Source organism: Bradyrhizobium sp. MOS002, from assembly GCF_003020115.1.
GTDB lineage: Bacteria > Pseudomonadota > Alphaproteobacteria > Rhizobiales > Xanthobacteraceae > Bradyrhizobium.
Window position 1 is genome coordinate 155,906 of record NZ_PYFX01000005.1, and the last position, 13,738, is coordinate 169,643.

The window sequence follows — 13,738 nt, forward strand, 5'->3', positions numbered from 1 at the left end:
CTATCTCCGACGTCATTGCGAGCGCAGCGAAGCAATCCAGAATTTTTCCGCGGAGAGACTCTGGATTGCTTCGCTGCGCTCGCAATGACGGGCTCTTTGTAGCCCGGATGAAGCGAAGCGAAATCCGGGAAGGTCTGTCCGCGGAGAGGCTGGACCCGGATTGCGCTGCGCTCCATCCGGGCTACGGCACTTCACGTTCTCAGGCTTGGAGCCTGATTTTCACTTCTGACATTTCGGGCACCAGAAGGTCGACCGGCCGTTCTGCGTAAAACGCTTCACGGTGCCGCCGCATCGCGGCGTCGTGCATTTCTCGCCTTCGCGGTCATAGACCTTGAACGAGTGCTGGAAATAGCCGAGCTCGCCCGAGGTCTGGCGATGATCGCGCAAGCTGGAGCCGCCGGCCTTGATGGCGTCGTTCAGCACGGTGTGGATGGCGCCGACCAATCGCTTCGCATGATCGGTGGTCTCGCCCTTCTTGGTCGAGAGCGTTGCGGCGATCCGGCGCGGCGACAGATGCGAGCGATGCAGGGCTTCGCAGACATAGATATTGCCGAGCCCGGCGACCACGCGCTGATCGAGCAGCGCGGCTTTCAGGCTCGTGGTCTTGCCTGCGCAGGACCGCGCCAGCATCGCGGCGTCGAATTCGTTGCCGAGCGGCTCGGGGCCGAGCCCGCGCAGCAACGGCTCGTCGTCGAGGGCACTGCGCGCGATCACTTTCATGTAACCGAAGCGGCGCGGATCGTTGAAGACGATGTCGGCGCCGGAGGACATCCGAAACAGCACGTGATCGTGCGTGGAGTCCTTGGCTTTCGGATAGTGAAACTCGCCAGGCTGAGCCTCGTTGTCCGGCTTGATGACGCGAAACGAGCCCGACATGCCCAGATGCATCAACAGCACGTCGCCGGAGGCGAGATCGGCCATGAGATATTTTGCACGACGCCCGAGCCCCGTGACGACCTGCCCCTGCAGCCGGGCCACGAAATCCGGCTGGAACGGAAAGCGCAGATCGGGCCGGCGGGCCTCCGCGACGAGGATTTTCGCACCCTCCATGACCGGCTGAAGGCCGCGGCGGACGGTCTCGACTTCGGGCAATTCGGGCATGGTCAGGCATTCACCTTATGAGGGCGGTGTGATAGCGCCATTGCGGCGGGCGCGCTATGGTCCGCCTCGTGGAGTAGAGTAATGGATCGGCCGGGCGAAACCACGCATTTTGGCTTCAGGGATGTTCCCCTGGGGGACAAGCAGACGCTGGTGAACGATGTGTTTCACAGCGTGGCGTCGCGCTATGATTTGATGAACGATTTGATGTCCGGTGGCCTGCACCGGGTCTGGAAGGACATCATGATCAACGCGCTCAACCCGCCCAGAGGCGACCGGCCGTTCGCGCTGCTCGACGTTGCCGGCGGCACCGGCGACATCTCGTTCCGCGCCGCCAAGGCGGCAGGCGCGGGCTTCCATGCCACCGTCTGCGATATCAATTCCGGGATGCTGGCGGTGGGCCGCGAGCGTGCCGCGAAGCGCCATATCGAGACCCAGGTCGATTTCGTCGAGGGCAATGCGGAAGCGCTCGCCTTCGCCGACCGCGGCTTCGACGCATATACGATCGCTTTCGGCATTCGCAACGTACCGCGGATCGATCTCGCGCTGGCCGAGGCCTATCGCGTGCTCAAGCCAGGCAGCCGCTTCCTCTGTCTGGAATTCTCCACCGTCGAGATGCCCGGGCTCGATCGCCTTTATGACCTGTTCTCGTTCAAGGTGATCCCGCCGCTCGGCCGCATGATCACGGGTGACGCCGAGTCCTACCAATATCTGGTCGAGTCGATCCGCAAGTTCCCAAGACCCAACGCCTTCGCCGACATGATCCGCGACGCCGGCTTCGCCCGCGTGAACTGGCAGATATTGTCCGGCGGCATCGTCGCGCTGCATTCAGGCTGGCGTTTGTGATCTCTGCCATAACCCATAGTGCGCGCCTGATGCGCGCCGCGTTCGTCTTTGCGCGCGAGGGCGTGTTCGGCGCCGTCGATCCGAGTCTGGTGCCGCCACACGGACAGCTCGCGCTGAAGCTTGCGCGCATCATCGAGCGGCGCGGTCCGAAGCAGGGCCCGCGGCTGTCGCGCGCGCTGACCCGGATGGGCCCGGCCTATCTCAAGCTTGGACAATTTCTGGCGACCCGCCCCGACGTCGTCGGCTTCCTCATGGCGCGCGACCTCGAAAGCCTCCAGGACCGCCTGCCGCCGTTCTCGCAAGCCGAAGCGGAAGCTGCGATCGCGACCTCGCTGGAACGGCCGCTGACCGATGTGTTCGCGAGCCTCAGTGCGCCGGTCGCAGCCGCCTCGATCGCACAGGTGCATCGCGGAGAAGTCCTGCGTGACGGCATCCGCAAGGCGGTCGCCGTGAAAGTGCTGCGACCCAATGTGGCCGCACGCTTCCGCCGCGACCTCTCCGACTTCTTCTTCGTCGCATACAAGGCCGAATCCTATTCGTCCGAGGCGCGGCGCCTGCGCCTCATCGAGGTCATCAACACCATGTCGCGCTCGGTCGCGATGGAGATGGACCTGCGCCTCGAGGCCGCGGCGCTGTCGGAGATGGCGGAGAACACGCGCGACGATCCCGATTTCCGCGTACCGACCGTCGACTGGGACCGCACCACGCACAACGTGCTGACGATGGAGTGGATCGACGGCATCGCGCTGAACGATCACAAGCGCCTGGCCGAGTCGCAGGTCGACCTGCCCGATCTCGGCCGCAAGGTGATTCAGAGCTTCCTGCGCCACGCGCTGCGCGACGGCTTTTTCCACGCCGACATGCACCCGGGCAATCTGTTCCTGGATGACGCGGGCCGCCTCGTCGCGGTTGATTTCGGCATCATGGGCCGACTCGGCATGAAGGAGCGGCGCTTCCTAGCCGAAATCCTGCTCGGCTTCATCACCCGCGATTACCGTCGTGTGGCGGAAGTGCATTTCGAGGCAGGCTATGTGCCCGCGCATCACTCGGTCGAAAACTTCGCGCAAGCGATCCGCGCGATCGGCGAGCCCATTCACAACCGCACGGCGGAAGAGATCTCGATGGCGCGGCTGCTGACGCTGCTGCTCGAGGTCACCGGCCTTTTCGACATGACCACGCGGCCCGAGCTGATCCTGCTCCAGAAGACCATGGTGGTGGTCGAGGGCGTGGCACGCGGCTTCGATCCCAAGCTCGACATCTGGAAGGTCGCCGACCCCGTGGTGCGGGAATGGATCGAGCGCAATCTCGGTCCCATCGGACGGGTCCAGGGCGCGATCTCCGGCACTGGCGATCTCGCGCGCATCCTGATGCGTCTGCCCGATATCGCCGCACGCTCGGTTGCGGTGCTCGAACAGCTGGAGACCATGACCCGGGAGGGTATCCGGCTATCGCCGGAGAGCATCGCGGCGATGGGCCGCAGCGAGGGCCGCAAGAACCGCTGGCGCACCGTGGCGCTCTGGATCATCGCAGCGACCTTCATCGGCATCCTGATCGCCGTCCGGAATCTTTGATTGCAGTGCAATCACACGAATGATAGCATCGCCATCATTCGTGCTGGAGGGGCGTCATGGCGAGCCTGACCATTCGCAAGCTCGACGAAGGCATCAAAACTTACCTCAGGTTGCGCTCGGCCAGGAACCGTAGGTCGGTCGAGGAAGAGGTCCGGGTCATCCTCGGAGAGCTGATCGAAGGCCGCGAGGAGCCGCTGACGCCGTTCGCGGCGCCGCCCGCGGCCTCCTCGACTCCCATGCCCCAGCGCAGCGGTGCCCTCCCCGAGGCCAGCGTCACCCTGATCATCGGCGGCGGGATCGCGGCCTACAAGTCGCTCGACCTGATCCGGCGGCTCAAGGAGCGGCGGATCGAGGTGCGCTGCGTGCTGACCAAGGCGGCGCAGCAATTCGTCACGCCGCTGGCCGTGAGCGCGCTTTCGCATGAGCGCGTCTACACAGACCTGTTCGATCCCCAGAGCGAGTTCGACGCCGGTCATATCCGGCTGGCGCGCGAGTGCGACCTGATCGTGGTGGCTCCTGCGACCGCCGATTTGATGGCCAAGATGGCCAACGGCCATGCCGACGATCTCGCCAGCGCCATCCTGCTCGCGACCAACCGCAAGGTCCTGCTCGCGCCGGCGATGAACCCGCTGATGTGGAACAACGCGGCGACGCGGCGCAATGTCACGCAGCTTCAACGCGACGGCGTGATGCTGATCGGGCCGAATTCCGGCGAGATGGCGGAAGCGGGTGAAGCCGGCGTCGGCCGCATGTCCGAGGCGATCGAAATTGCGGCCGCCACCGAGCGCCTGCTGCGGCCGCCGGTGCCGCGCCCACTCGCCGGCAAGCGCGTGCTGATCACGGCAGGTCCGACCCACGAGCCGATCGATCCGGTGCGCTACATCGCCAACCGATCCTCCGGCAAGCAGGGCTTTGCGATCGCTGCCGCCGCACAGGCCGCGGGCGCCGAAGTGATCCTGGTCAGCGGCCCGGTCGATCTCAGCGATCCCCAGGGCGTGATGGTCAAGCATGTGGAATCGGCACGGCAGATGTTGGAGCAAGTGCAGGCCGCGCTCCCCGCTGACATCGCGATCTTCGCCGCCGCCGTCGCCGACTGGCGGGTCGCCAATGAAGGCGAGCAGAAGTTGAAGAAGAGTTCGGCCGGCATGCCACCGCTCCAGCTGGTCGAGAACCCCGACATCCTCGCGACTATTGCCAAGCTGACCGACCAGCGCCCGCCGCTGGTGATCGGCTTTGCCGCCGAGACCGAGCACCTCATCGACAACGCCAAGTCGAAGCTTGCCCGCAAGGGCTGCGACTGGATTGTCGCCAACGACGTCTCCCCCGCAACCGGCGTGATGGGCGGGGACCGCAACACCGTGCACCTTATCAGCCGCAAAAATGGTGCTGAGAACGGCGAGATCACGGTTGATTCCTGGCCAGTGATGACCAAGGAACAGGTCGCCATTGAACTGGTCGCGCATATCGCAAAGAGCGTGACCGGCAAATCCCGGGAGTCCGCATCTTGAGCACCAAAGTCAGCGTCGAGCTGCAACGCCTGCCCCATGCGGAGGGGCTGCCGCTGCCGGCCTATCAGACCAATGATGCCGCCGGTCTCGACCTGATGGCGGCGGTGGCCGAGAACGAGCCGCTGACGCTTGCGCCCGGCCAATACGCGCTGGTGCCGACGGGCCTCGCAATGGCGTTGCCGCCCGGATACGAGGCGCAAGTGCGGCCGCGTTCGGGCCTTGCGGCCAAGCACGGCGTCACAGTGCTGAACTCACCGGGCACGATCGACGCGGACTATCGCGGCGAGATCAAGGTGATCCTGATCAACCACGGCCGAACCGCCTTCGTGGTCAAGCGCGGCGAGCGCATCGCACAGATGGTGATCGCGCCAATGGTGCAGGCCGCGCTGGTTCCCGTGGCGACATTGTCAGCGACCGACCGCGGCGCCGGCGGATTCGGCTCGACCGGCCGCTAGTGCGCTGCAACTTCCACCGAATCACCCGAGGAACTGCGTGAATCGGAACACCAGCCCGGCATTTTTTTGGGACCGCCTTTGCGTTCACGATCTGGACTCTTACCGGTGGAGTCACGGTGAGGGTATTGTCGTTTGATTCGCGCGCGACGGGGGTCGCCGCGCGCAAATTCGTGCGATCTTGGGGCAACTATGTCAGGCGTGATCGTGTCGATGCGTCGGACGCTGCTGTCGTGCACATCGCTCGTGCGCAACGGCTTGTTGGGAAGCGCTCTCGCGGCGCTGCTGCCGGCTGCGCCGGCTGAGGCCGCCGACCTCGTCGACACACTCTCAACGTTGCTGGATTTCAACCGGCAGGAGCTCGCGGTGCTGGCCACCGCGCTGGCCTTGCTCGGCTTCTCGGTGGTCGCCGCAATCCTCCTGATGCGCACGCGCGTGCGCACGGCGAAGAACGAGGCGCGGCTGCGCGCCCGGATCGGGGAACTCCAGCTCCAGGCCGACCGCTTCGGCGCACTACTCTTCGCCGAGCCGCAGATCCTGATCTCCTGGCCGGCCGGCGACAATCGCGCGCAGATCTCCGGTGACATCTCCTTGGTGCTGCCGCGCGACTCCTCTCCACAGCGCGTGCTCGCGTTTGGAACCTGGCTGCCGCCGGAACCGGCGCTCCAGATGGATCACGCTGTCGACGCGTTGCGCGACCGTGGCGACGGGTTCCAGCTGACACTCACCACCGCGCATGGTCACACGCTGGAGGCCATCGGCCGCGCCATCGGTGGCCAGGCCATCGTCAGAATTCGCGAGCTCTCAGGGCTCCGCCGCGATCTCGCTGAGACCAATCTGCGTTACAAGGCGCTTTCCGACGAGACGGAGATGCTGCGCGGCTTCGCGACCGCCGCACCCTGGCCGATCTGGGCCAAGGGCGAGAACGGCGCGCTGGCTTACGCCAACCCCGCCTATGTCCGTGCGACCGAGGCGGCCAGCATCACCGACGCCCAGGAGCGCAAGCTCGAGCTGCTCGACAGCGCCGACCGGACCGCGATGGAGCGGGGGCTGAAGGAAGCGGCCAATTTCACCTCGCGGCTGCCGATCGTGATCGGCGGCGAGCGGCGCATCTATGACGTGCGCGCCGTCAATGTCGGCGGCGGCAATGTCGGCGTTGCCATCGATGCCAGCGAGGCGGATGCCTTGAGCTCGGCGCTGGTGCGGATGGCGGAGGCGCATCGCCGCACGCTCGACCAGCTCTCCTCCGGCGTTGCCGTGTTCGACGGCCAGCGCCGGCTTGCCTTCTACAACGATTCCTACCGCCAGCTGTGGGACCTCGACCGCACCTTTCTCGACGCCAACCCTGATGATTCCAGCGTGCTCGACAAGCTCCGTTCCTCGCGCAAATTGCCGGAACAGCCGGACTTCCGCGCCTGGAAGGCCAAGCTGCACGAGGCCTATCGCGCGGTCGAGGCTGCCAAGGACACCTGGTACCTGCCCGACGGCCGTGCGCTCTCCGTCGTCACCACGCCGAATCCCGAAGGCGGCGTCACTTATCTGTTCGACGACGTCACCGAGAGCCTTGAGCTCGCTCGTCGCTTCGACGGCATGATCCGGGTCCAGCGCGAGACGCTGGACAGCCTCGCCGAGGGCGTTGCGGTGTTCGGCAGCAACGGCAAGGCGCAGCTGTTCAACCCGGCCTTCGTCCGGATGTGGAAGCTGTCCGCTGACGCCATGCGCGACGAGCCGCACATCCAGACGGTCGAGGGCTGGTGCCATCAGCTGTTCGACGACGCGATCGTCTGGCGGCAGATCCGCGAGGCCGTCACCTCGATCGAGAGCCGCGCCGACGTTCCGCTGAAGCTCGAGCGCAAGGACGGCAGCGTGCTCGACGGCATGATCCGGCCCCTGCACGACGGCGCGACGATGCTGACGTTCCAGGACATCACCGATACCGAGAACGTCGAGCGCGCGCTGCGCGAGCGCAACGAGGCGCTGGAGGCCGCCGACCAGATGAAGGTGGATTTCGTCCACCACGTTTCCTACGAGCTGCGCTCGCCGCTCACCACCATCATCGGCTTCGCGCATTTCCTCAGCGATCCTTCGACCGGGCCGCTGACGCCGAAACAGGCCGAATATCTCGACTACGTCACCAAATCGACCAATGCGCTGCTGGCGTTGACCAACAACATCCTGGATCTCGCCACCATCGACGCCGGCGCCATGAAGCTAGAACTCGGCCCGGTCGACGTCAGCAAGACCATCGAGCTCGCCGCCGAAGGTCTCCAGGACCGGCTCGCCACCGACCGCATCCGCCTCAAGGTCGAGATCGCGCCCGATGTCGGCAGCTTCACCGGCGACGAGAAGCGCGTGGTGCAGGTGCTCTATAACCTCCTTGCCAACGCCGTCGGGTTTTCTCCACCGGATTCCACCGTCGGCATCAGCGCCCGCCGCACCGAACGCAGTGTGGTCTTCACTGTGACAGATTCCGGGCCTGGAATACCTGCCGACATGAAGGACAAGGTGTTCAACTGGTTCGAGAGCCGCTCGCAGGGCTCGCGTCATCGCGGCGCCGGGCTCGGTCTGTCGCTGGTGCGCTCCTTCGTCGAGCTGCATGGCGGCAATATCCGGGTCGATTCGATCGTGGGTAGGGGCACGGTCGTGATCTGTGACTTCCCGACCGACCAGGCGGCGCATCGCGACGCCGCCGAATGACTGCGCCAACCACATTCTCCGTCGCGCTCCACAACGAGACTGCCACTGCGCAACTGATGGCCGACCTCGCGCTGCTGGTCGGCCCCGGCGATGTCATCACCCTCACCGGCGATCTCGGGGCCGGCAAGACCGCGGCGGCGCGGGCCATGATCCGCTACCTCGCCGGCGATGAAGCACTGGAAGTGCCGAGCCCAACCTTCACGCTGGTGCAGGGCTACGAGCTGCCGCCATTCCCGGTGATGCATGCCGACCTCTATCGCGTCGAGGACGAGAGCGAGCTCGAGGAGATCGGGCTGTCGCCGCTGCCGGACGCAACCCTCGTCCTGATCGAATGGCCGGAGCGCGCACCGTCGGCGATGCCTCAAGACCGCATCGACATCGCGCTGACGCACCGGCCGGCGCTGGGCTCGAATGCACGCGCCGCCGACATCACCGGCCATGGCAAGGCTGCCGCCACCGTCGCGCGGCTGAAGGCGCTGCGCGAATTCCTCGATGCATCCGGCTACATGGTGGCAACGCGCAAACGCATGGCGGGCGACGCCTCGACCCGCTCCTATGCGCGGCTGCTGCGCGACGACGAGATCGTCATCCTCATGAATTCTCCGCAGCGCCCGGATGGCGCTGCGATGTACAACGGAAAATCCTACAGCGCCGCGGTGCATCTCGCCGAAAACATCAGACCCTTCGTCGCCATCGACGAGGGCCTGCGCGCGCAAGGAATCTCCGCGCCCGCGATCCATCATTCCGACCTAGACCACGGATTCCTGATCAGCGAAGACTTCGGCAGCGAAGGCGTGATCGAGGGCGATCCGCCGCGCCCGATCGCCGAACGCTACGAAGCCGCAACCGATTTGCTGGCCGTGCTGCACGGAAAGACGCTGCCGGAAACGCTGCCGCTGGGGGGGCAGACCTACGCCATTCCCGTCTTCGATACCGAGGCGCTGCTGATCGAAATCGGGCTGATGCCGGAATGGTACCTGCCCGATCGCAACGCGCCGCTGGACGACGGGAAGCACGCAGAATTTTTCGCGATGTGGCGCGAGTTGCTGCAGAAGCCACAGGCCTCGCCGAAGACGTGGATCATCCGCGACTATCACTCGCCGAACCTGATCTGGCTCGGGAATCGCACCGGCATCGAACGCGTCGGCGTGATCGATTTCCAGGACACCGTGCTGGGACCGCAATCCTACGACGTGGTGTCGCTGCTCCAGGACGCCCGCATCGACGTGCCCGAGGCGATCGAGCTGACGCTGCTGTCGCGCTACATCAAGGCGCGACGCGCGAGCGACGCGAGCTTCGACGCGGCCGGCTTCGCCGAGCTCTACGCCATCATGTCGGCGCAGCGGAATACGCGCCTGCTCGGCACCTTCGCCCGCCTCAACCGCCGCGACGGCAAGCCGCATTATCTGCGTCATCAGCCGCGGATCTGGACCTATCTCCAGCGCTCCCTGGCGCATCCCGCGCTCGCTCATCTGCGCGACTGGTATCTCGCCAACGTCCCACCGCCCCAAGGGCGGGCCCAAGGCTGAAAAGGCTAGTGCAGGCGGAAAAGGCCGATTCGGGGCCCGATTTACCGGCTGTTAGCCAAGACACCGGTAATCTGGCGGCGGAGCAGCCGGATGATTACGGGGCTGGAGCAGGGCAGATGGCGGTGAAGACGGACCAGCGCGGCAACAGCCGGGTTGTTTTCGAGCGCGGGATCGCGGCCCAGATGATGGGTATCGACGGCACCTGGCGGCGCGACTGCACCATGGAGGACGTCTCCGACAGCGGCGCCAAGCTGACCATCGACGGCTCGGTCGAAGGTCTGCATCTGAAGGAGTTTTTTCTGCTGCTGTCGTCCACCGGACTTGCGTACCGACGCTGCGAGCTCGCCTGGGTCAATGGCGACCAGATCGGCGTCAACTTTCTCAAGCTCGGCGACAAGAAGAAAAAGGCGCGTTCCACATCCATCGGGGCGTAACGGCAACACCGTCGTACAAGCGTCACGGCAGGTGGTTAAGGCGGTTAAGACGCGGTGCGGTCAGTCGAACCTCGTGTTAGGATTGCTGCGGACGCGAAATCAGTAGGTCTGAGAAAGCGAAGGATGTCCGTCAAACCGACCAAAGCCATGGTGCTCGCCGCGGGGTTCGGCCTGCGTATGCGTCCGTTGACGGACAAGATGCCGAAACCGATGGTTCCGGTGGCCGGCCAGCCGCTGCTCGACCACGTGCTCGACAAGCTCGGCCAGGCCGGCGTGAGCGAAGCGGTGGTCAACGTGCACTATCTGCCGGACCAGATCATCGATCACACCGCATCCCGCCAGCATCCGCGCGTGATCATCTCGGACGAGCGCGATCAGGTGCTCGGCACCGGCGGCGGCGTGGTCAAGGCACTGCCGCTGCTCGGGGACGCACCGTTCTTTCACGTCAATTCCGACACGCTGTGGATCGACGGCGTGCGCTCGAACCTGACGCGGCTCGCCGAAAACTTCGATCCCGCGCGGATGGACATTTTGCTGCTGATGGCGCCGACGGCGACCAGCATCGGCTACAGCGGTCGCGGCGATTACGGCATGCTAGCGGACGGCGCCCTGCGCAAGCGCAAGGAAAAAGAAGTCGTTCCGTTCGTCTATGCCGGCGCGGCGATTCTGTCGCCGTCGATCTTCGCCGATGCCCCGAGCGGCGAGTTTTCGCTGACAAAGATGTTTGATCGCGCCAACGAGCAGGAGCGGCTGTACGGCCTCCGCCTCGATGGCGTCTGGATGCATGTCGGCACGCCTGATGCCGTCCACGCGGCGGAAGAGGCGTTTCTGGAGAGCGTGGCTTAAGAGCTGCGCTGTTGTCCCGGACGCGGTGCCGTAGGGTCGGCAAAGCGACTTGTCCGCCGTAGCTCGAGGAGCGAAGGGGGAAGTGTGCCCACGACTTCTATAGCAACTGCGGATAGATGGTGGGCACGGCGCTTTGCGCCTTTGCCCACCCTACGAGATCCCGCGCTTACGCCGCCTTCTTCTTCGCGCTGATCAGCTTGCGGTTGATCAGGACTTCCGCGATCTGGATCGCGTTGAGCGCGGCGCCCTTGCGTAGATTGTCCGACACGCACCACAGCACGAGACCATTCTCCACCGTCGCGTCCTCGCGGATGCGGCTGATATAGGTGGCGTCCTCGCCGGCGGCTTCATACGGCGTGGCGTAGCCGCCGGGCTCATGCTTGTCGATGACGAGACAGCCCGGCGCCTTGCGCAGGATGTCGCGCGCTTCGTCCGCGCTGATCGGATTCTCGAACTCGATGTTGACGGCCTCGGAATGGCCGACGAAGACTGGCACGCGGACGCAGGTCGCGGAGAGCTTGATCTTGGGATCAAGAATCTTCTTGGTCTCCGCCATCATCTTCCACTCTTCCTTGGTGTAGCCGTCCTCCATGAAGACGTCGATCTGGGGGATGACGTTGAAGGCGATACGCGTGGGAAACTTCTTATTGACCAGCTCCTGGTTGGTGTAGACGGCCTTGGTCTGCGAGAACAGTTCGTCCATCGCATCCTTGCCCGCGCCCGATACCGATTGATAGGTCGAGACCACGACGCGCTTGATCGTGGCCTTGTCGTGCAAAGGCTTCAGCGCGACCACGAGCTGCGCGGTCGAGCAGTTCGGGTTGGCGATGATGTTCTTCTTCTTGAAGCCCGCGGTCGCGTCCGCATTCACTTCCGGCACGATCAACGGCACGTCCGGGTCCATGCGCCAGGCCGAGGAATTGTCGATCACGACCGTGCCGGCGGCGCCGATCTTCGGCGACCATTCCTTCGACACCTCGCCCCCCGCCGACATCAGGCAGATGTCGACGTCGGAGAAGTCGTAATGCTCGAGCGCTTTGACCTTCAGCGTGCGGTCGCCGTAGGAGACTTCGACGCCCATGCTGCGGCGTGACGCCAGGGCCACCACCTCGTCCGCGGGGAATTTGCGCTCATCCAAAATGTTGAGCATTTCCCGTCCGACATTGCCGGTCGCGCCGACGACTGCGACTTTGTAACCCATCGTTCACTCTCCGACGAAAAAGCTCTTTCCTGAAGCTGAGGCTTAAACAGGAAGAGCAGCGCTTCTATGCGAGAACCGGCCTCAAGACAACGTTGGACCATGCCCGAAGGCCGTGGATGCAGTCGCCCGAGGCCAGCACGGCCGCAAACCCCACCCAGATCCATCTGGCGCTTGCTGCCTTCGCCGACGAGGTCGTCGGCACGCTGGCGCGCCTGTTCGCCTATGTGGGGGCTTTGGTGCTGTTTGCCATCCTCGGGCTTGCGGCACTCGGCCAGCTGCCAACCTTGCGCGACGACGATGAGCCAGTGCTGAAGCCCGGTTGGGCCGTGGCCGACCGCTCGCCTCCGGCCTTCGCCCTCAGCCGCCTGGATTCGGCAGAAAAAACAGCCTCTTACGCCATCTTCAGGCACCCCGAAGGCGGCCGCAGGGACGTGATGCGCTGGGCCAGCGAGGGGGACAAGGCCGTGGCCGAGTTCGAAATTTACCGGGAGGGCGGCGAATTTGACGTCGCGCGCCCGGCAACGATGGACCTCGCGGTCCGGATGGGACTGGGCACCACGACCCCGCTGGAGCAAGCCGGCCTGATCGACACGAAATTCGGCCCCGTCGCCCTATTCCAGCCGACCGGCATGGCGGAGGGCGCGCGGGCTTGCCTCGGCTACCTCAAGCGCAGCGAGGAGCCGGCGCTCCAGATCTCCGGCTTCTCCTGCCAGGGCGACAGCCTGCCCGCCCGGCGCGCGGCGATCGCCTGCACGCTGAACCGGCTGACGCTGCTGACCTCGGGCAACGAGCCGAGGCTGGCCGAATTGTTCGCCCATGCGGAGCTGAAGCGCCGTCCCTGCGCGCCGCCGGGCTCGTCGGACTGGCTGCTCGGCGCCGCCAACGCGCAATTGCGCGGCACGCTTTGACGGCATCAAGCTCAAGTGGCTGTATCCATGCAACTTTTGCCGGCGCGCACGATTATTCAGCGCTGGTGTGACCCAATAGACCTAGTTGCAGCCGCCCCGGCCGGGTTAGTATGACGGCGAAATTGATTGGCGGCTTGCCGCCTGAAGGGGACGTGATGAGCTCGAATTTCTCTGCCGCGAACAAACTGGCGATGTGGCTTGCGGCCGGCGCCGTGATTGCCATGTCCTCAGCCTTCGCGACACCCGCCTCGGCCGACACCAAGAAGCAGCGCTATGACAACGGCCGTCCCTATTACGGCCCGAGCGGCCCCAACGCGACCTATCAGCAGGGCCGCACCCGCATCTATGTGAGCAAGCGCTCCTGGCTCGACGGCGGCACCGAGGTCAATCCGGGCGACCGCAAGTTCTCGGACTACGCCTTCCCGCCGGCGGTGGGCTATCCGACCTTCGCGCGCGAAAACCTCAACCGCCCGATCGATCGCCAGCCGCTGAGCACGCCGCAGGATGTTGGCGGCTATCCGCAGAATTTCCCGCTGTACTGAAGCGGACATATCGACCGAATCAAAATGGCCGGGCTCGCGCCCGGCCATTTTTGTTTGTGATGTAGCCCGGATGGAGCGAAGCGAAATCCGGGATTTTCGACGCGCG

Annotated in this window: 12 protein-coding genes; 10 read left to right on the plus strand and 2 right to left on the minus strand. The window is 65.0% G+C overall.

Translation table 11 applies throughout. The features are described from left to right. Positions 1–219: 219 nt before the first annotated feature. On the minus strand, positions 220–1,101 hold the full coding sequence (mutM, locus tag C7G41_RS17915) for a bifunctional DNA-formamidopyrimidine glycosylase/DNA-(apurinic or apyrimidinic site) lyase (protein WP_106943822.1): 882 nt from the start codon (positions 1,099–1,101) through the stop codon (positions 220–222). 81 nt (positions 1,102–1,182) lie between these two features. On the opposite strand from mutM, the gene ubiE reads away from it, so the two are divergent. The 8 genes from ubiE (at position 1,183) to C7G41_RS17955 (ending at position 10,981) form a co-directional block, all read left to right on the plus strand. Continuing rightward, entirely contained in the window at positions 1,183–1,944 is a 762-nt protein-coding gene (gene ubiE, locus C7G41_RS17920) for a bifunctional demethylmenaquinone methyltransferase/2-methoxy-6-polyprenyl-1,4-benzoquinol methylase UbiE (RefSeq protein ID WP_106943823.1), read from the plus strand. Then, the gene (gene ubiB, locus C7G41_RS17925) at positions 1,941–3,515 is read left to right on the plus strand and encodes a 2-polyprenylphenol 6-hydroxylase (protein WP_106943824.1); all 1,575 of its coding nucleotides are present in this window, start codon (positions 1,941–1,943) and stop codon (positions 3,513–3,515) included. The genes ubiE and ubiB overlap by 4 nt, the downstream gene beginning before the upstream one ends. Positions 3,516–3,571: 56 nt before the next feature. Further along, positions 3,572–5,023 carry a bifunctional phosphopantothenoylcysteine decarboxylase/phosphopantothenate--cysteine ligase CoaBC gene (coaBC, locus tag C7G41_RS17930; RefSeq protein ID WP_106943825.1) on the plus strand — a complete coding sequence of 484 codons (1,452 nt, stop codon included), beginning with the start codon at positions 3,572–3,574 and terminating at the stop codon, positions 5,021–5,023. Continuing rightward, the gene (dut, locus tag C7G41_RS17935) at positions 5,020–5,478 is read left to right on the plus strand and encodes a dUTP diphosphatase (protein ID WP_106943826.1); all 459 of its coding nucleotides are present in this window, start codon (positions 5,020–5,022) and stop codon (positions 5,476–5,478) included. Before coaBC ends, dut begins: the two co-directional genes overlap by 4 nt. A gap of 189 nt (positions 5,479–5,667) precedes the next feature. Beyond that, the gene (locus C7G41_RS17940; protein WP_106943827.1) at positions 5,668–8,172 is read left to right on the plus strand and encodes a PAS domain-containing sensor histidine kinase; all 2,505 of its coding nucleotides are present in this window, start codon (positions 5,668–5,670) and stop codon (positions 8,170–8,172) included. After that, a complete protein-coding gene (gene tsaE / locus C7G41_RS17945) occupies positions 8,169–9,701 on the plus strand; it encodes a tRNA (adenosine(37)-N6)-threonylcarbamoyltransferase complex ATPase subunit type 1 TsaE (RefSeq protein ID WP_106943828.1) in 1,533 nt (510 codons plus the stop codon). The genes C7G41_RS17940 and tsaE overlap by 4 nt, the downstream gene beginning before the upstream one ends. A gap of 116 nt (positions 9,702–9,817) precedes the next feature. Beyond that, entirely contained in the window at positions 9,818–10,135 is a 318-nt protein-coding gene (locus C7G41_RS17950; protein WP_018455771.1) for a PilZ domain-containing protein, read from the plus strand. Positions 10,136–10,258: 123 nt separating this feature from the next. Continuing rightward, complete coding sequence (locus C7G41_RS17955) at positions 10,259–10,981, plus strand: nucleotidyltransferase family protein (protein WP_106943829.1); 723 nt, start codon at positions 10,259–10,261, stop codon at positions 10,979–10,981. Positions 10,982–11,147: 166 nt separating this feature from the next. On the opposite strand, the gene C7G41_RS17960 is transcribed toward C7G41_RS17955, so the two are convergent. Further along, on the minus strand, positions 11,148–12,182 hold the full coding sequence (locus C7G41_RS17960; RefSeq protein ID WP_106943830.1) for an aspartate-semialdehyde dehydrogenase: 1,035 nt from the start codon (positions 12,180–12,182) through the stop codon (positions 11,148–11,150). 116 nt (positions 12,183–12,298) lie between these two features. Between C7G41_RS17960 and C7G41_RS17965 the strand changes: the two genes are divergently transcribed. Then, the gene (locus tag C7G41_RS17965; protein WP_106943831.1) at positions 12,299–13,090 is read left to right on the plus strand and encodes a hypothetical protein; all 792 of its coding nucleotides are present in this window, start codon (positions 12,299–12,301) and stop codon (positions 13,088–13,090) included. Positions 13,091–13,245: 155 nt separating this feature from the next. Further along, the gene (locus C7G41_RS17970) at positions 13,246–13,632 is read left to right on the plus strand and encodes a hypothetical protein (RefSeq protein WP_199198455.1); all 387 of its coding nucleotides are present in this window, start codon (positions 13,246–13,248) and stop codon (positions 13,630–13,632) included. Positions 13,633–13,738 lie beyond the last annotated feature (106 nt).